Below are 17,212 nucleotides of genomic sequence, written 5' to 3'. Positions count from 1 at the left end.
GTCAGAAGACGACGGTCTTGTTGCCGTGCACCAGCACGCGGTCTTCCAGGTGATAACGCAAGCCACGGGCCAGCACCATTTTCTCGACATCGCGGCCGAAACGCACCATGTCTTCGATGCTGTCGCTGTGGTTGACGCGCACCACGTCCTGCTCGATGATCGGGCCGGCATCCAGCTCTTCGGTCACATAGTGGCAAGTCGCGCCAATCAGCTTCACGCCGCGCAGGGAGGCCTGGTGGTACGGCTTGGCACCGACGAACGACGGCAGGAAGCTGTGGTGAATGTTGATGACCTTGTGCGCGTATTCGCTGCACAACTCAGGCGGCAGGATCTGCATGTAGCGGGCAAGTACCACCACTTCGGCATCGTGTTGCTTGACCAGGCGCGAAACCTCGGTGAAGGCTGGCTGCTTGTCCTGCGGATTGACCGGGACGTGGTAGTACGGAATACCGTGCCACTCCACCATGCTGCGCAAGTCATCATGGTTGGAAATCACACAGGAAATTTCACAGTCCAGTTCATCGCTGTGCCAGCGGTGCAGCAAGTCGGCCAGGCAGTGCGACTCGCGGCTGGCCATCAGGACCACGCGCTTCTTTTGCTCGGTATCGGTGATGCGCCAGTCCATCGAGAACTCTTCGGCGATCGGGGCAAAGGCTTCACGAAACGCTTCTATACCAAATGGCAGGGAGTCGGCACGGATTTCGTGACGCATGAAGAACCAGCCACTGAGATTGTCCGAGTGATGGCTCGCTTCAGTGATCCAGCCGTTGTGTGATGCCAGAAAGTTACTGACTTTGGCAACGATGCCAACACGGTCCGGGCAAGAAATCACCAGACGAAAAGTGCGCATGAGGGGGGAACTCCAGAACTTCGCAAAGGCCGCCATTCTAGCGATTGCGCAACAAAACTGCAGTATTGTTGACGTTTCGCCCTGCCGGAAGGTCAGTGCGGCAGGGCGGACACCAGCAGTGCCTGCTTGCACAGATGCTCTTGCGGTGCCGGCCAATTGTTAATTTATGTATATCTGACAGACCGGGACCACACTAATAATCGCACTACCAATGCGCGCCAGAACCCCGGCAATTAAATTGAATAAACTTGCCTTAAATGTTTACTTGATGAAACACCGTGACTATTATTGCCGCACTGTCACCTGCCATCCAGCGCACAACATAAGGTAGTCCACATGTCCTTGATCAACGAATATCGCGCCACCGAAGAAGCTATCAAAGAGCTGCAAGCCCGTTTGAAGAACCTGTCCCAAGACGACAAACTGCAAACCGAGCTGGAATTCGAAGGCAAACTGCGCACCCTGATGGGTGAATACTCCAAGTCCCTGCGTGACATCATCGCGCTGCTGGATCCAGAATCCAAAACCAAGGCACCACGCGGCGGTGCAGTGAAAACTACCGGCACCAAGCGTGCTCGCAAAGTTAAACAATACAAAAACCCGCACAACGGTGAAGTCATCGAAACCAAAGGTGGCAACCACAAGACTCTGAAAGAGTGGAAAGCCAAGTGGGGCGGTGACGTGGTGGAAGGCTGGGCTACCCTGCTGGGCTAAGCCTCAGAGCTTGTCGCAGATGGATCCGTGACAAAAAATAACGCCAGCAAATGCTGGCGTTATTTATGCTCGGCGTTTAAGCCCTGGCATGTTCGATTTCAAAGACTCAAACGCTGGCGCAGTCCCTGGACATAATCCTGCCACTCACCGAGCACCCCCTGCTGAAACGCAGTAGCACTAACGCTCAATTGGGCCGCGGCTTCTACAAAACTTTCAAGGGTATTTGGCGCACCCCATTCAGGGTCTGACAAACGTTTCTGACAGAATATTCGCCAGCGCTCTTGCTCTTCGGAATTCAACGTGTCGGGAAAGTTGCGTGCGCGATATCGAAACAGCAATTCAGGCAAACGTTCGTCATCGAAGGGCCACTGCTCTTGTGCCAATTGCATCGGGTCAACGGTCCTGACTTGTTCACACAATCGTCGATCCCGATCACCGATAAATCCATCGTATAACTGTTGCTCCGGATCCTGGTTCTGGGAAAAGTCTTCGCGGGCATAAATCGCCAGGATTTTATCCAGCCAAACTTTCCGGGCGTCATTGAGCTGCGACACCCTCTGCTGATACAGCGCCATATCCAGCCCCAGACGCTGCTGATCTTCCTGGCGAAGTACCGACAACGGTGCCACCACCGGACACTTGTTGATGTGAATCAGCTTCAACGGCACCGGCAACTCGCCTTCGGCCAGTTCGTCGCGGCGGGTATACAAGCGCTGGCGCAAACTTTCGGCATCCAGGTCGAGCAGGCCCTGGGGATCCAGGTGCAGGTCACAGACAATCAGGGCGTTTTTGTTGCGCGGGTGCCAGGCCAGCGGCAACACCACCCCCACATAGTTGCGCGCGGCCGAAAAACGTCCGGAAACATGCACCAGCGGTTGCAGCAGGCGTATCTGGTCCATGACTTTTTGCTTGCTGCGCAGTTGAAATAGCCAGTCGTACAGCTTTGGCTGTTTTTCCCGTATCAGGCGCGCCAGGGCGATCGTCGCGCGAACGTCCGACAGTGCTTCGTGGGCATTGCCATGATCGATGCCATTGGCAGCGGTCAGGCGTTCGAGCTTGAGCGTGACCCGCCCCTCGTCATCGGTCGGCCAGACCAGGCCATCGGGACGCAAGGCATAGGCGGCGCGCACCACATCGATCAGGTCCCAGCGGCTATTGCCGCCCTGCCACTCCCGCGCATAGGGGTCGAAAAAGTTTCGGTACAGGCTGTAGCGGGTCATCTCGTCATCGAAACGCAAGGTGTTATACCCCGCACCACAGGTACCGGGCGCCGCGAGTTGGGCATGCACCCGGGTCATGAAATCGGCTTCGCTCAAGCCGTGCTCTTGCAGTTGCCCGGGGGTGATTCCCGTGATCGCGCAGGCGGCAGGATGCGGCAGGATGTCGTCACTGGGCTGGCAGTAAAGATTGACCGGCTCGTCGATTTCATTGAGATCGAAGTCGGTGCGCAGGCCGGCCATTTGCAACGGACGGTCACTACGGGGATTGATGCCAGTGGTTTCGTAGTCGTACCAGAAAATGGAGGTCACGGGCGATTCCTGAACTGAAGATCGGCAAAGTCTAGGCGTTCACCGCCCGCCCCGGCCAGTAGTCTTGTCATTCAAGCACCTTGCGCGACTCACCATGCAATACATTGTTATGTCGTTTCCCCCGGCCCCCGCCCCTCGAATAGGCTGCTAGCATCGAATGGATACACAATCCCGAATAAGGCCACATCATCAGGTTGCCCATGCTCGAGACCACAGCACAGCCACGGAATGCGCCGCTGTCACCGCCGCTGGATACGCGGTACCAGGTTGAAACGCCGGAGGGCGTCGACCTGCCACTGCGCCCGGCCGGGTTGATGGTCCGTGTGCTGGCATTCTCCATTGATCTTGGTTTACGCGGCCTGGTCCTGGGCGTGCTGTTCATTGTGCTGGCGATGCTCGGCAAACTCGGAGCCGGGCTCGGCTCGATCCTGCTGTTCGTGGTGAGCTGGTGGTACATGGTGCTGTTCGAGGTGCTGAATCACGGTCGCTCGCCGGGCAAGCAATGGATGGGCCTGCAGGTGGTGCACGACGATGGCACCCCGGTCGGCTGGTCGGCGTCGCTGTTGCGCAACCTGCTGCGCGTTGTCGACCTGCTGCCGTTCGGTTACTTCCTCGGGGCCATCAGTTGCCTGCAACATCCCCACTTCAAGCGCCTCGGCGATATCGCCGCCGGGACCCTGGTGATCTACCGCGAACGACCGCACACCCGCCCCCAGCTCCCCGAAGCCCGGCCCCGCCGCCCGGCCTTTGTCCTGACACTCACCGAGCAACGGGCCATCCTCGGGTTTGCCGAGCGCCAGGGTGAACTCTCCGAAGCGCGGGTCAATGAACTGGCTTCGATTCTCGCCCACCCCTTGCAAGTCGAACCCCCGCAGGCAGTGACCGAGCTCAACGGCATCGCCCGCGGCTTGTTGGGGCCGACATGAAGCAAAGCCTTTTTGAAAGCCGGCACAAGGCCGAATGGGACCATTTCACCCATCTGCTCGAGCAGTTGGAACGGGACGGCAAGGCTCCCGACGCCGGCAGTTTCCCGAAGGACTACCGACGCCTCTGCCAACACCTGGCACTGGCACGGGAGCGTGGCTACAGCAGTTTTCTGATCGACTCCTTGCAGCAACAGGTGCTGCGCGGACACCAACAGCTTTACCGTCATCGCAGCCATTTGGGGGCCAATGTGCTGGCGTTCATCCTGGCCGACTTTCCGCGACTGGTGCGCGAACAGTGGCGTTTTGTCCTCGCCGCCAGCCTGATGTTTTTTGGCAGCCTGGCCGGTTTCGCGCTGCTGGTGTACCTGTACCCGGAGCTGGTCTACAACCTGATCCCCGCCGAGCAGGTCAGCGAAATGCAAAGCATGTACGACCCCGTTGCCGGTCACCTCGGGCGCACAGCGGAACGAGCCGCCAGTGAGGACTGGGCGATGTTCGGCTACTACATCATGCACAACATCGGCATTGCCTTTCAGACCTTCGCCAGTGGTTTGCTGTTCGGTCTGGGCAGCGTGTTTTTCCTGATTTTCAACGGCCTGATGATCGGTGCGGTGGCCGGGCACCTGACCTACGTCGGCTACGGACAAACCTTTTGGTCATTCGTGATCGGCCATGGCGCTTTCGAACTCAGCGCCATCGCCCTGGCCGGTGCCGCCGGTCTGAAGCTGGGCTGGGCCTTGGTCGCCCCGGGGCGCCTGCCACGGGCCGAGGCCTTGCGATTGGCTGCGCGCAAGAGCGTGCTGCTGATCTGCGGGGTCATGCTGTTTCTGTTGATCGCTGCGTTTATCGAAGCCTATTGGTCGTCAATGACCGGCCCTTCGCACCAGACCAAATATCTGGTCGGCGCGGCGCTCTGGCTGTCGGTGGTGGTTTATCTCGTGTTTGCCGGACGTCAGCGCCATGCGCCTGAGTGACGCCACGGTGGTGATTCGCCCGCGCTCGACCTGGGAAGCCATGGACCTGGGGGTGCTGCTGAGCCAACGCCACCGACGTCTGTTGATGACCAGTTGGGCCTTGGTCACCTTGCCGGTTTTCGCGCTGCTCAGTTGGGGGCTCTGGGATTCGCCCGATCTCGCCGTGTTCATTTTCTGGTGGCTGAAGCCGGCGTTCGAACGCCTTCCCCTATACATCCTGTCCAAAGCCATGTTCGGTGAAACGCCCACGCTCAAACAGGCCCTGCGCCAATGGCCACGTCTGCTCAAGCCGCAATTGCTGGCCAGCCTGACCTGGCGACGCCTGAGTTTGCCCCGCAGTTTCGTGATGCCGGTGGTGCAACTCGAAGGACTGGACGGGCAGCAACGGCAACAACGCCTACAAGTGCTGTTGCAGCGAGACGCCGGCACCGCACGCTGGCTGACGATCATCGGCGCGCACCTGGAAGGCGCATTGTGGGTCGGCTTGATGGTGTTGTTCTATCTGCTGCTGCCACAACAGGTCGCGCTCGACTGGAGCTGGCAGTCGCTGATCTCGGCGGCCACCCAGGACTGGCGTTGGCTGGAACACCTGACTAATGCCTTTTATGCACTGGTGCTGGTGGTCTGGGAACCGATCTATGTCGCCTGCGGTTTCAGCCTGTACCTGAACCGGCGCACCGTGCTGGAGGCCTGGGATATCGAACTGGTGTTTCGCCGGATGCGCCAACGTCTGGTCAGTGCAGGCGCTGTCCTGTTGATGGCCGTGATTATGCTGATGCCAACCACCCACAACGCATGGGCCACAGAACCGGCCCTCTCACCCGACAGCCCGCGCCTGCTGGGCCAGCCCCTTACCAGTCAGGCCTCCAGGGACAGCATCAAGGCGATCCTCGAACAGGCGCCCTTCAAGAACCGGGAATCGGTCACGCGCTACCGCTTTGGCGAAGAGCAACCGAATGCTGAAGCTTTGGACGACGGCAAGACACCACAATGGTTGAAGGCGCTGTTGAAGCTGTTCGAGGGGCAACACTTCGGGGCATTGGCGACACTGATCGAAATCGTACTGTGGGGCATCGTCATTGGCGCCGTCGGCCTGTTGATCTGGCGCTATCGCGACTGGCTGCAGGCGTTCGTCAGCCGACGACCGCCCCTCAATGTCAAAGCCACGCGACCGTTACCGCAGCAGGCGTTCGGCCTGGACCTCAAGCCCGAATCCCTGCCCGCCGACATCGCCGCCCACGCCGAAAGCCTCTGGCAAGCCCACCCACGCGAAGCGCTTGGCTTGCTCTATCGCGCTCTGCTCAGCCGCCTGTTGCACGACTTCAATATCGTGCTCAAGGCCGCCGACACCGAAGGTCAGGTGCTTCGGCGTGTCGAGCTACTGCAGCAGCCGGCCTTGCTGGCCTACAGCCAAAACCTGACCGGGCACTGGCAAAACATGGCCTACGGGCATCGCCTGCCGCCCGCTCAAGTGCAACAAGAACTGTGTAACGGCTGGCGTGTTCTGTTCGGTCCGGAGGCTGTCCGTTGAGTCGGCGCCGGGGTTCGATAGCCGGTGCGTTGATGGCCGTGTTGCTGGCTGCGTTGAGTGTTTATCTGTACCTCAAGGCGACTCCCTACCAGACCGAAATCGATCACGGCCCCTCCCCCGAAGCCAATGCCAATCCTTATCTGGCGGCCGAGTTGTTCCTGCGCAAGCAAGGCCTGAAGGTCGGCCACGCCAACGGCCTTGATATCCTGCCCAGCCTCGACCCGCATCAACACAGCCTGCTATTGCTCGGGGAACGCTACAACATGACCCCACGGCAGATCGACCAGGTGATGAACTGGACCCGGGCCGGCGGGCGGCTTCTGTTCGTCGCCGAGTCGCTGTGGGATGAAAAACTCGGCCATAGCAATGACCTGCTGCTCGACCGGGTGCAACTGCACCAGTCCTTGAGCAAAGACCTCAAGGACCCACCGCCGGATGTCGGTGAAGATCCGTACCCGCAACTGACCAAGCTCTATCTGGAAGACGAAGACACCCCGGCCTATGCCGGTTTCGATACCGCGTTCCATCTCGAAGACCCGAAAAACCTCGCCCTGGCCTGGGCCAACAGCGCCAGGGCCACGCACATGATGCAACTCAACCACGGGCTCGGTTCGATCATCGTGGTCACCGATGCCGACCTGTGGAAAACCCCGGCCATCGACCGGTACGACAACGCCTGGCTGCTCTGGTACCTGACCGCCGACACCCGCGTGACGCTGATCTTCAACACCGATCACGACAGCCTGCTGACGTTGCTGCTGCGTTACTTCCCCCAGGCGCTGGTCGCGTTGTTCGCCTTGATCGGCCTGGGTTTCTGGCACTTTGGCGTGCGCCAGGGACCGCTGCTGGAAGCGGCTCCGAAAGCACGCCGGCAATTGCAGGAGCACCTGCGCGCCAGTGCCGACTTCCTGTTGCGCCGCAACGGTCAGGCCGGCCTGCTGCAAGCCTTGCAGCAAGACATCCTGCGGCGTGTACGGCGTCGTCACCCCGGTTTTGAACAGCTCGGTGTTGCCGAACAATGGCTGGTGCTCGCGCGCCTGACCGGCCAACCCACACGCGCCATCAGCCAGGCCATGAGCCCGCGACCGAAACAACGGCTTTCCAGCGTTGAATTCAGCCGCCAGGTCGCCCACCTGCAAACCTTGAGGAACGCCTTATGATCTGGCACCTGACAAGTGTTGGATTCCCATTGGATTAGAAGACAGCCCCTTACGAGCTGTTCGAGGCTACCTCCGGCAGTTGCGGGTGCGAGCCACATTTGAGTCGACCTCTCATCGTCCGCATTGGGTTGAATCCATAGTCGAAAGCGGACGTTCCCAGGCACCTACGAAGTTATGGCGATTTAGTCTTGGTCCGTGGGAAATCAGTGCTCGCCATTAATCTTTCGTGAACATACTCCTCAAATTGTTCGGCTGGCAGTGGCGGGGAAAACAGGAAGCCCTGATAGGTCTGGCAGCCATGCTTGACCAAAAAGATGCGCTGAGCTTCTGTCTCCACACCTTCTGCAATCACCGAAAGCCCCAATATCTGGCTCAGGCTCACAATCGCGCAGGCGATGGCGGCGTCGTTGGGATCAACCAGCACATCTCTGATGAAGGACTGATCGATCTTGAGTTGATCCAGCGGAAGGCTCTTCAGGTATGACAGTGACGAGTAGCCGGTTCCGAAATCATCCAGCGAAAGGCCTATGCCGATCTCTTTCAACTCGATCATTTTGGCGACAGTACCTTCCATATCCTCTATCAGCAGGCCTTCGGTCAGTTCCAGTTTCAATTTCTTCGGATCGGCCCCCGTGTATCTCAGTACTTGCAGTACCTCCTCGACGAAGTCCGGATGGTGAAACTGGCGGGCGCTGACATTCACAGCCATACCCAGTCGGGCGGTTTCCGAACGCTTTGCCCAGGCAACCAGCTGAGTGCAGGCTGCCTGCAGCGCCCAACGGCCCAATGGCAGAATCAACCCCGTTTCCTCTGCCAATGGAATGAACTCGCCTGGAAACACGACTCCGCGCTCAGGATTCCGCCATCTCATCAGTGCCTCTGCGCCAATGATACGGCCCTCACTATTCACCTGCGGCTGGTAATGAAGAAGGAATTCGTTGTCCTGCAAGCCTTGGCGCAAGTCTACTTCCAGTCTGGCGCGTGCCGTGGCGACCGCCTGCATTTCCGGATCGAAGAAGCGCATGGTATTGCGGCCCGCTGCCTTGGCGCGATACATCGCCAGGTCAGCGCGCTTCAGAATATCGTCCGCTGTGCTCAGTTGCCCCTGGAACAGCGCAATGCCGAGGCTGGGAGTGCTGTGGTGCTCATATCCATCCAACTGGTAGGAAATGTTCAGAGAGTTGAGAATCTTTTCGCCAATAGCCTTGGCCTGGATAGCTGCGTCTGGAGGATTCTCATTAAGGCCATCCAGCAGGACGACGAATTCGTCTCCGCCCAGGCGAGCCACGGTGTCGCTCTCGCGTATGCAGCCGCAAAGGCGCAGAGCAACTTGCTGCAGCAACATGTCGCCTCTGTCATGCCCCAGCGTGTCGTTCAGTGCCTTGAAGTTATCCAGGTCAATGAGAATTATCCCGTTCGTATGCAGGCTACGGGCGCTGCCCGCCAGCAGATGCTGTAACCGGTCCAACATGAGCCGCCTGTTGGCCAGCCCGGTCAACTGATCGTAGAAGGCCAAACGCTGGACCTCTTGCTCAGCGGTCTTACGGTGGGTGATGTCAGTATTGATCGACAGAACGGATTGCGGCTGGCCATCATCGTCTCGCACCAGGGTTCGATGACTTTCGAGCGTGATGGTGCAGCCATCCCGGCGTCGAAGTGTAACTTCGTCCGCCCAGTCACCCGTTTCTATCAGGCTGTCAGTGGCCGCATTGAAAGCGGCGCTACCCTGGTAGATCAACTCCTGTGCCGATTTGCCGAGTGCCTCTTCCTTTGACAGACCGTAGAGACGCTCGGCACTTTTGTTCCAGTACAGGATGCGGTTATCCATCCCGTGAACGACAATGGCGTCCTGGGCCTTGTCCAGCAGCGATGCTTGCTGGCGGGCCTGCTTCTCGCTTTCGCGCAGCACTGCCAGATAACCTTCCCTTTCGGCTGCTTGCGACTCCATTTCGCGCCTGATCTTGCCCCCGTAGATAACGGCCGCACTGACCATCAGTAGCACGAACACCATGATCGCGTATTCGACCCGGCGCAGTTCTTCGACCGACTCAAGCTCCTCCTCCAGGAGCTTGCTTTGAATCAGGCCAACGCGATCCCGCACGGTACTGAGTGAGGCGAGCAACAGGGCAAACTTCCTGTCCATCGTTGCCATGCGTTTGCCGGCATTATCCGACTGCCCCTCCCTGAAGTAGGAAAAGATCAGCAAGGCCTCGTTCACCATTTCGACCATCGCGGCATCAACTGCACCCACCTCATCCTTCAATGCAAGGGTAAAGGCCTGTATATCTGCACTGTGTTCAGCCTCATTGGCGATCCGTACTTCCAACTGTTTTTTGGCCATTGCCAAATGCTCGTTGAAGGCGCGCAGGGCTTCATTCATGTTCCGCGATTCGGCTTCAACATTATGTGTATCGAACACATTATTGCCCGGCGCATTGACTGTGGAAGCCAGGCTGCCCAGCGTTGAATAGCTCGACAGCTGTTGGACCCACGACTGGTTTGCCTTGATGGAGCGGTGATAGGTATCGACGATCAGGTGATTCAATAGCACGCTCAGCACAACAACCAGCACGTCGAATCCCGCAAGAAAAAAGTACATGCGGTGCCATTTGGTCGAGCGCGGCTTATTTGAACTGGTGGGTATGGCTTGCTTTGCGGCGGTTTTATTCCTGAAAAAATCCATTTCACAATCTCCAAACATAATCCTTCTAAATTGACCAATAGAAGCGGTATTCGGAAACCAATTGACCTTTTGTGCCGCCACCTGAACCTGAGAACACACCGCACGTAGCATTAGCCAAATTTTTTCTCTGTTCTGGATTCACGCTGGTTTTCGTGAGCGAAGCTCCCGAGTGTCGTTGCGCATTTGCGCCCCTGAACTGGATGCTTCATGCAGAATAGTCGGGTTACACAGAGCACGTTGCGGGTCATTTCCGCGCAGCCTGCCGGACTGCCTGATCAGCTTCGACAGCAGACCAAGCATAGCCACTAATTTGCCATTATTCTGTTCGCCGACTGCTCCAGGTCGGTAGCAGCCCTTGATGGTCGGCAGCTTTCGGCTGTGGATTCAACCGGTCGATGCAACACAGCTAAATTCTGTGTAGGCAGAAGGAGTGTTGCAGGCTTGCTCTGCTGTGAAATTGTCACTGGCTGAACCCGTCCCTGCTATCTACGACATGCGCCGTTGCCGCCTGATACCGGTGCGGCAGATACGTTTCAAGCAGCTCCAGCCATGCTTTTCGCTCGCATCACCCTTGGTTCCGGGATGGCCGAATGACTGCCGCGACACGGCAAGGCTTTACTGCACCTTATCGTGCAGACCTGACAGCAGCGTTTGATTCACTCATCGAACCAAATTCTCCCAAGCAAGGCAGGTAATGTCGGCAGTTGACCGTCATAGACTAACCTCCACCTCTGACGAACGCTCAAATGAAGGGTTGCCATGGGTTTGCAATGAGGCAGATTGGCAGTCACTCACTCGTTCCACGCGTAAAAAAATACGTGAAAAAAGTTAGATTAGATAAGTGACTGACTTATGGAAGATAAAACAAATGTAACTGTTAACAAGGCTCCGGAAGTCGTGAGTCAACCGATCGAGCCCGACGCACCGAGCCATGCCGCTCAACAGCGTCAGCGTGCCGGCCATCTGGCCCAGGCCGTACGCAAAGAACTGCAAAAAGCGGTGATTGGCCAGGACAGCGTGATCGACGACGTCCTGACGGCACTGATCGCCGGCGGCCACGTGCTGCTCGAAGGCGTGCCGGGTTTGGGCAAGACCCTGTTGGTGCGCGCCCTCGCCCGCTGCTTCGGCGGCGAGTTCGCACGCATCCAGTTCACCCCGGACCTGATGCCCAGCGATGTCACCGGGCATGCCGTATATGACTTGCAGACCGAGCAATTCAAACTGCGCAAAGGGCCATTGTTCACCAACCTGCTACTGGCCGACGAGATCAACCGTGCCCCGGCGAAAACCCAGGCCGCGCTGCTCGAAGCCATGCAGGAACGGCAAGTCACCCTCGAAGGCCAGGCATTGCCGATTGCGCAACCGTTCATGGTGCTCGCCACGCAAAACCCGATCGAACAGGAAGGCACTTACCCCCTGCCGGAGGCTGAACTGGACCGTTTCATGCTCAAGGTCCGCATGGATTACCCCGACGCCGAGCAGGAGCTGGACATGGTGCGTCAGGTCAGCCGCTCGACCCGGGCCGACATGCTTGATGTCCAACCGATGCGCACGTTAATGCAGGCCAGGGATGTACTGGTCCTGCAACGCATCGCCAGCGACCTGGCACTGGACGACCAGGTGCTCGACTACGCCGTGCGCCTGGCCCGTTCCACCCGCAACTGGCCTGGTTTGATCCTCGGCGCCGGCCCACGCGCATCCATCGCGCTGGTGCGATGTGCCCGGGCCCGGGCGCTGCTGCGCGGCGGTGAGTTCGTGATTCCGGATGACATCAAAGGCTGCGCCCTGGCCGTGCTGCGCCATCGTGTGCGCATCGCGCCGGAGCTGGATATCGAGGGTCTGGATGTCGATCAGGTGCTCCAGCAGTTGCTCGACCAAGTGCCGGCGCCGCGCCTGTGAAACCCTCGCGCCTGGTGCTCGTCTGGCTGTTGATCCTGCTGGCCTGCACCATTGTGTCGGGCACTTTGGTGGCATTGGAGGTCTCGGTTCCGACGAATCTCATGGCGATCAACTGGGGGTTGCTCCTGGCGCTGCTGGCCCTGGCACTGCTGGATGCGGTGTGCGTGAAGCGCCTGCCGTCGCCCCGGCTGAAACGCCAGATACCCGGCAGCCTGGCGCTGGGTCGATGGAGCGAGGTGCAACTGACGGTCGAACACGACTTTGCGCAACCGCTGAAGGTACAAGTCTTCGACCATGTGCCACCGGGCCTGAGTTTCGAAAACCTGCCGCTGACGGTCGAGCTGCAACCCGGCCAGCACAGTCTGGCCGGTTATCGCCTGCGCCCGCTCAAGCGCGGCCACTTCAGCTTCGAACACTGCGAAATCAACCTGCCAAGCCCCTTGGGACTCTGGTCGCAAAGACGCTTGCTCGACCTGCCCGACGCCACCCGCGTCTACCCCGACTTCGCCCGTCTCTATGAAGGGCAATTACTGGCGGTGGACAACTGGCTCAGCCAGCTTGGCGTCCGCCAGAAACAACGGAGGGGCCTGGGCCTGGAATTCCATCAATTGCGCGAATTTCGCGAGGGCGACAGCCTGCGCCAGATCGACTGGAAAGCCACCGCGCGCCAGCGCACGCCGATTGCCCGGGAATATCAGGACGAACGCGATCAGCAAATCATTTTCATGCTCGACTGCGGCCGGCACATGCGCAGCCAGGATGATGAGCTGTCGCACTTCGATCACGCCCTCAACGCCTGTTTGTTGCTCAGCTACGTCGCTCTACGTCAGGGCGACGCCGTGGGCCTGAGTACTTTTGCCAGCGAACAGGCGCGCTACCTCGCGCCGGTAAAAGGCACCAGCCATCTCAACACCCTGCTCAACACCGTCTATGACTTGAACAGCAGCCAGCGCAGCGCCGACTATCAAGCCGCAGCCACGCAACTGCTGGCACGGCAAAAACGCCGGGCACTGGTGGTGCTGGTGACCAACCTGCGCGAAGAGGACGACGATGAATTGCTGCCGGCCGTCCACCGCCTGAGCCAGCAGCATCAGGTGTTGGTCGCGAGCCTGCGCGAAGACGTGCTCGACTCCCTGCGTCAGTCACCGGTGCAGACTTTGCCCGAAGCGCTGGCCTATTGCGGGACCGTGGACTACCTGAATGCACGCGCCGAACTCCATGAGCGCTTGAACGCTCATGGCGTATTGGTGATGGATGCGCGGCCTGGTGAGTTGGGAGCAGAGTTGGTGACTCGGTACCTGGGCTGGAAGAGAACCGGACTCTGAGCCTGGGCAATCACTCACAGCCAGGTTCCCACTGATCTCACGCCGAAGCCGGCAGCGGCAGAAAACTGAAATACTGCTTCAACGCCTCTACCAGTTGCCCATACTCCGGCGGTGCCCGTTGCAGGCTGAACCCGGCGTCGAAATGTTGGGGGGTCGCGTCTTCGTGGCACCACAGGCAACAGGCCTGCAGGTCGATGATTCGCAGACCACCTTCGCTGGCTGGAATTTTCAGGCGCAGGCTGAAGTCCGCGCCGATCATCATCGGCAGCTGGCTGATCAACATCAGCCCGTCTTCGGAGACGTTGCCCAGGTAGCCGATGGGTTTGCCGGTGATGCCGTTGAACACTTTCAGGAAGTACGGCAGTTGATGCCGCTCGATTCGGCGGTCAGTGAACATGTGCAAATTCGCTATGCAAGGCTCTTAAGCAGAGCCGCACTACTGCTTCGGAACGGGTATGCATAAGTCTTTGCCCGCTCTCCCCGCTTCCGGTGCGCCAGTCCTTGTAGCGCAGAGTCTTGCTTGTACCGGTCACAGGTGTTGCCCCGGTTCATCAAAGACAACGCTCTAAAACCGGTTCCCTGGACTATAGCTCACCACCGCCGGGGAGCCAGCGATCAGAGGGTTGCGGCCGTCAGAACTGCGTGGATTTTGTCGCGGCGGCACTGCGCAACGGGTAGTGACCCAGGCTTTGCAGGGTTTCCAGACGGGCTCGGGCGCGGTAGGCGTATTCGCTCTGTGGGTACGAGGCGATGATGAACTGATACGTCTGCGCCGCATCGACAAACATCTTCTGCCGTTCCAGGCAAAGTCCGCGCATCATCGATGCTTCCGGCCACACATAAGGTCGCGCCCGGCTTTCGCGCTCGACCTTGGACAGTTCAAGCATGACTTGCTCGCAATTGCCCCGGTCATAGGCTTTGTAGGCATTGTTCAAATGATGGTTCATCGACCAACGGGTGCAGCCCGTGACGCTGAGGGCGCTGATGGCAAGGGCGGCAATGAGTACGCAACGCATGGGAAAATCTCCTGTCATGAACGCTGTATCGACCCATGGTCGGAAATCTTCAGGCTGCCGGATGCAAAGTTGCGCGGTTCTATAAAGAAGGCAATAACCAGGTTCTTCGAAAAAACCAAGCTCTTCACGAAAAGTAGTGCATACGAACAATGACTACACCTTCGGAGCATAGTAGCCTCACTCAGCGCTTGAACTCAGGAGTCTTTGCATGTCCGTCCGTCGTACCAAAATCGTCGCCACCCTTGGCCCGGCCAGTAACTCGCCGGAAGTTCTCGAACAGCTGATTCTGGCTGGCCTGGACGTCGCCCGCCTGAACTTCTCCCACGGCACCCCCGACGAGCACAAGGCTCGCGCGAAGCTGGTGCGTGACCTCGCTGCCAAGCACGGCCGCTTCGTCGCCCTGCTGGGTGACCTGCAAGGCCCGAAAATCCGTATCGCCAAATTCGCCAACAAGAAGATCGAGCTGAAGATCGGTGATCAATTCACCTTCTCCACCAGCCATCCTCTGACCGAAGGCAACCAGCAAGTGGTCGGCATCGACTACCCGGACCTGGTCAAGGACTGCGGTGTGGGCGACGAGCTGCTGCTCGACGACGGTCGCGTGGTGATGCGCGTCGATACCGCCACCGCCACCGAACTGAACTGCACAGTGACCATCGGCGGCCCGCTGTCCGACCACAAAGGCATCAACCGTCGCGGTGGCGGCCTGACCGCTCCGGCCCTGACTGAAAAAGACAAGGCCGACATCAAGCTCGCCGCGGAAATGGAAGTCGACTACCTCGCGGTATCCTTCCCGCGTGACGCCGCCGACATGGAGTACGCCCGTCAACTGCGCGACGAGGCCGGCGGCACTGCCTGGCTGGTGGCGAAGATCGAACGCGCCGAAGCCGTGGCCGACGACGAAACCCTCGACGGCCTGATCAAGGCGTCCGACGCGGTGATGGTTGCCCGTGGTGACCTGGGTGTGGAAATCGGTGATGCCGAGCTGGTGGGCATCCAGAAGAAAATCATTCTGCACGCACGCCGCCACAACAAGGCGGTGATCGTGGCGACCCAGATGATGGAGTCGATGATCCAGAACCCGATGCCGACCCGCGCCGAAGTGTCCGACGTAGCCAACGCCGTGCTCGACTACACCGATGCCGTGATGCTCTCGGCCGAAAGCGCCGCTGGCCTGTACCCGCTGGAAGCCGTTCAGGCCATGGCGCGTATCTGCGTCGGTGCCGAAAAGCACCCGACCAGCAAGACCTCCAGCCACCGCATCGGCAAGGAATTCCAGCGCTGCGACGAAAGCATCGCGCTGGCGACCATGTACACCGCCAACCACTTCCCGGGCGTGAAGGCGATCATCGCCTTGACCGAAAGTGGCTACACCCCGCTGATCATGTCGCGCATCCGCTCCTCGGTGCCGATCTACGCGTTCACCCCACACCGCGAAGCCCAGGCTCGCGCGGCAATGTTCCGTGGCGTATACACCATCCCGTTCGACCCGGCTTCGCTGGCGCCGAACGAAGTCAGCCAGAAGGCTATCGACGAGCTGGTCAAGCGCGGCGTGGTACAGAAAGGCGACTGGGTCATCCTGACCAAAGGCGACAGCTACCACACTACCGGTGGCACCAACGGCATGAAGATCCTGCATGTTGGCGATCCGATGGTCTGAGTGACCGGCTGCTGAAAAACAAAAGCCCCGCCATGTGAATGGCGGGGCTTTTTGCATTCTGATCCGATAGTTGTGTTGTTCAGGCTGGCCTCATCGCGAGCAAGCTCGCTCCCACAATGGTTTGGTGTACACAAATCTACTGTGGGAGCGAGCTTGCTCGCGATGGGGCCGGCCCAGTCAGCGAAAGACTCAATGCCGCTTGATGAACCCCGTCAACGCCGCCAACGCCTCCGGCGACCGCAGCCGCTGGGTAAACAACGCACCCTCCTCTTCAATCACCTTGCGCAACAGCTCCCGGTCCGGCGCTTTCATCAATTGCTTGCTGATACGCACTGCTTCCGGCGGCAGCGACTCGAATCGAAACGCCATCTCCCGCGCCCTGGCCAAGGTTTCTTCGCCACTGCCCAAGGCTTCGGACGCAATACCCCACGCGGCAGCCTGCTCCCCATTGAAACCTTCACCGAGCAGCAACAACTCCGCCGCCTTGGCCTGCCCGAGCAGACGCGGCAGGATCAGGCTGGAGCCGAACTCCGGGCAAAGACCAAGGTTGACGAACGGCATGCGCAGGCGGGCGTCGCGGCTGACGTAGACCAGGTCGCAATGCAGCAACATGGTCGTACCAATGCCCACCGCCGCTCCGGCCACGGCGGCGACCACCGGTTTGCGGCATTCGAGCAAGTTGAGCATGAAATGGAACACCGGACTGTCGAGGCTGTTCGGCGGTTGCTGGATGAAATCGGCGATGTCGTTGCCGGCGGTGAAGCATTCGGCAGAGCCGGTGATCAACACGGCGTTGATATTGGGGTCGCTGTCGGCCTGTTTCAGCGCCTCGGCCAAGTGGCTGTACATGGCGCGGGTCAGGGCGTTTTTCTTGTCCGGGCGATTCAGGCGCAGGGTCAACAGGCCGCGTTCGCGTTCAACTTGGATGGCATCGGTCATGGCAGG

The 17,212-nt window shown here is 59.3% G+C and carries 14 protein-coding genes; 8 read left to right on the top strand and 6 right to left on the bottom strand.

Annotated features, from left to right (window positions below; genetic code table 11):
* Position 1: 1 nt before the first annotated feature.
* Entirely contained in the window at positions 2-850 is an 849-nt protein-coding gene (purU, locus tag ABIE16_RS01460; protein WP_057713501.1) for a formyltetrahydrofolate deformylase, read from the bottom strand.
* Between the two features lie 336 nt (positions 851-1,186).
* Between purU and mvaT the strand changes: the two genes are divergently transcribed.
* Entirely contained in the window at positions 1,187-1,564 is a 378-nt protein-coding gene (gene mvaT, locus ABIE16_RS01455; protein ID WP_007933316.1) for a histone-like nucleoid-structuring protein MvaT, read from the top strand.
* Positions 1,565-1,662: 98 nt separating this feature from the next.
* On the opposite strand, the gene sbcB is transcribed toward mvaT, so the two are convergent.
* A complete protein-coding gene (gene sbcB / locus ABIE16_RS01450) occupies positions 1,663-3,093 on the bottom strand; it encodes an exodeoxyribonuclease I (protein WP_218494284.1) in 1,431 nt (476 codons plus the stop codon).
* 200 nt (positions 3,094-3,293) lie between these two features.
* Here sbcB and ABIE16_RS01445 point away from each other — a divergent pair, with 200 nt between their 5' ends.
* Genes ABIE16_RS01445 through ABIE16_RS01430 form a run of 4 tightly spaced genes read left to right on the top strand, consistent with a single transcriptional unit; the run spans position 3,294 to position 7,684 of the window.
* Positions 3,294-4,019: an RDD family protein gene (locus ABIE16_RS01445; protein ID WP_429520432.1), complete on the top strand. Its 726-nt coding sequence runs from the start codon at positions 3,294-3,296 to the stop codon at positions 4,017-4,019.
* The gene (locus ABIE16_RS01440) at positions 4,016-4,993 is read left to right on the top strand and encodes a stage II sporulation protein M (protein ID WP_429520431.1); all 978 of its coding nucleotides are present in this window, start codon (positions 4,016-4,018) and stop codon (positions 4,991-4,993) included. Before ABIE16_RS01445 ends, ABIE16_RS01440 begins: the two co-directional genes overlap by 4 nt.
* Positions 4,980-6,524, top strand: coding sequence for a DUF4129 domain-containing protein (locus ABIE16_RS01435; protein ID WP_218494281.1), 1,545 nt, complete (start codon positions 4,980-4,982; stop codon positions 6,522-6,524). Before ABIE16_RS01440 ends, ABIE16_RS01435 begins: the two co-directional genes overlap by 14 nt.
* 32 nt (positions 6,525-6,556) lie before the next feature.
* A complete protein-coding gene (locus ABIE16_RS01430; protein WP_429520609.1) occupies positions 6,557-7,684 on the top strand; it encodes a DUF4350 domain-containing protein in 1,128 nt (375 codons plus the stop codon).
* 172 nt (positions 7,685-7,856) lie between these two features.
* On the opposite strand, the gene ABIE16_RS01425 is transcribed toward ABIE16_RS01430, so the two are convergent.
* Positions 7,857-10,367 (bottom strand): putative bifunctional diguanylate cyclase/phosphodiesterase, encoded by a 2,511-nt coding sequence (locus ABIE16_RS01425; protein WP_429520430.1) that lies wholly within the window; start codon positions 10,365-10,367, stop codon positions 7,857-7,859.
* An 897-nt stretch (positions 10,368-11,264) separates the two neighbouring features.
* Between ABIE16_RS01425 and ABIE16_RS01420 the strand changes: the two genes are divergently transcribed.
* Both ABIE16_RS01420 and ABIE16_RS01415 read left to right on the top strand, forming a co-directional pair.
* A complete protein-coding gene (locus ABIE16_RS01420; RefSeq protein ID WP_429520429.1) occupies positions 11,265-12,266 on the top strand; it encodes an AAA family ATPase in 1,002 nt (333 codons plus the stop codon).
* Entirely contained in the window at positions 12,263-13,591 is a 1,329-nt protein-coding gene (locus tag ABIE16_RS01415) for a DUF58 domain-containing protein (protein ID WP_429520428.1), read from the top strand. The genes ABIE16_RS01420 and ABIE16_RS01415 overlap by 4 nt, the downstream gene beginning before the upstream one ends.
* Positions 13,592-13,628: 37 nt before the next feature.
* On the opposite strand, the gene ABIE16_RS01410 is transcribed toward ABIE16_RS01415, so the two are convergent.
* Positions 13,629-13,988 (bottom strand): PilZ domain-containing protein, encoded by a 360-nt coding sequence (locus tag ABIE16_RS01410; RefSeq protein WP_057713492.1) that lies wholly within the window; start codon positions 13,986-13,988, stop codon positions 13,629-13,631.
* A 235-nt stretch (positions 13,989-14,223) separates the two neighbouring features.
* A complete protein-coding gene (locus ABIE16_RS01405; RefSeq protein ID WP_057713491.1) occupies positions 14,224-14,607 on the bottom strand; it encodes a tetratricopeptide repeat protein in 384 nt (127 codons plus the stop codon).
* Positions 14,608-14,815: 208 nt separating this feature from the next.
* Here ABIE16_RS01405 and pyk point away from each other — a divergent pair, with 208 nt between their 5' ends.
* Positions 14,816-16,267, top strand: coding sequence for a pyruvate kinase (gene pyk, locus ABIE16_RS01400; protein WP_007978464.1), 1,452 nt, complete (start codon positions 14,816-14,818; stop codon positions 16,265-16,267).
* 189 nt (positions 16,268-16,456) lie between these two features.
* Here pyk and ABIE16_RS01395 read toward each other — a convergent pair whose 3' ends face one another.
* Positions 16,457-17,206, bottom strand: a complete 750-nt coding sequence (locus tag ABIE16_RS01395; protein ID WP_429520427.1) for an enoyl-CoA hydratase-related protein — start codon at positions 17,204-17,206, stop codon at positions 16,457-16,459.
* Positions 17,207-17,212 lie beyond the last annotated feature (6 nt).

The sequence above is a fragment of the Pseudomonas sp. 2725 genome, from assembly GCF_050434585.1.
Classification (GTDB): domain Bacteria; phylum Pseudomonadota; class Gammaproteobacteria; order Pseudomonadales; family Pseudomonadaceae; genus Aquipseudomonas; species Aquipseudomonas jessenii.
This window is presented reverse-complemented; position numbering and strand designations above follow the sequence as displayed.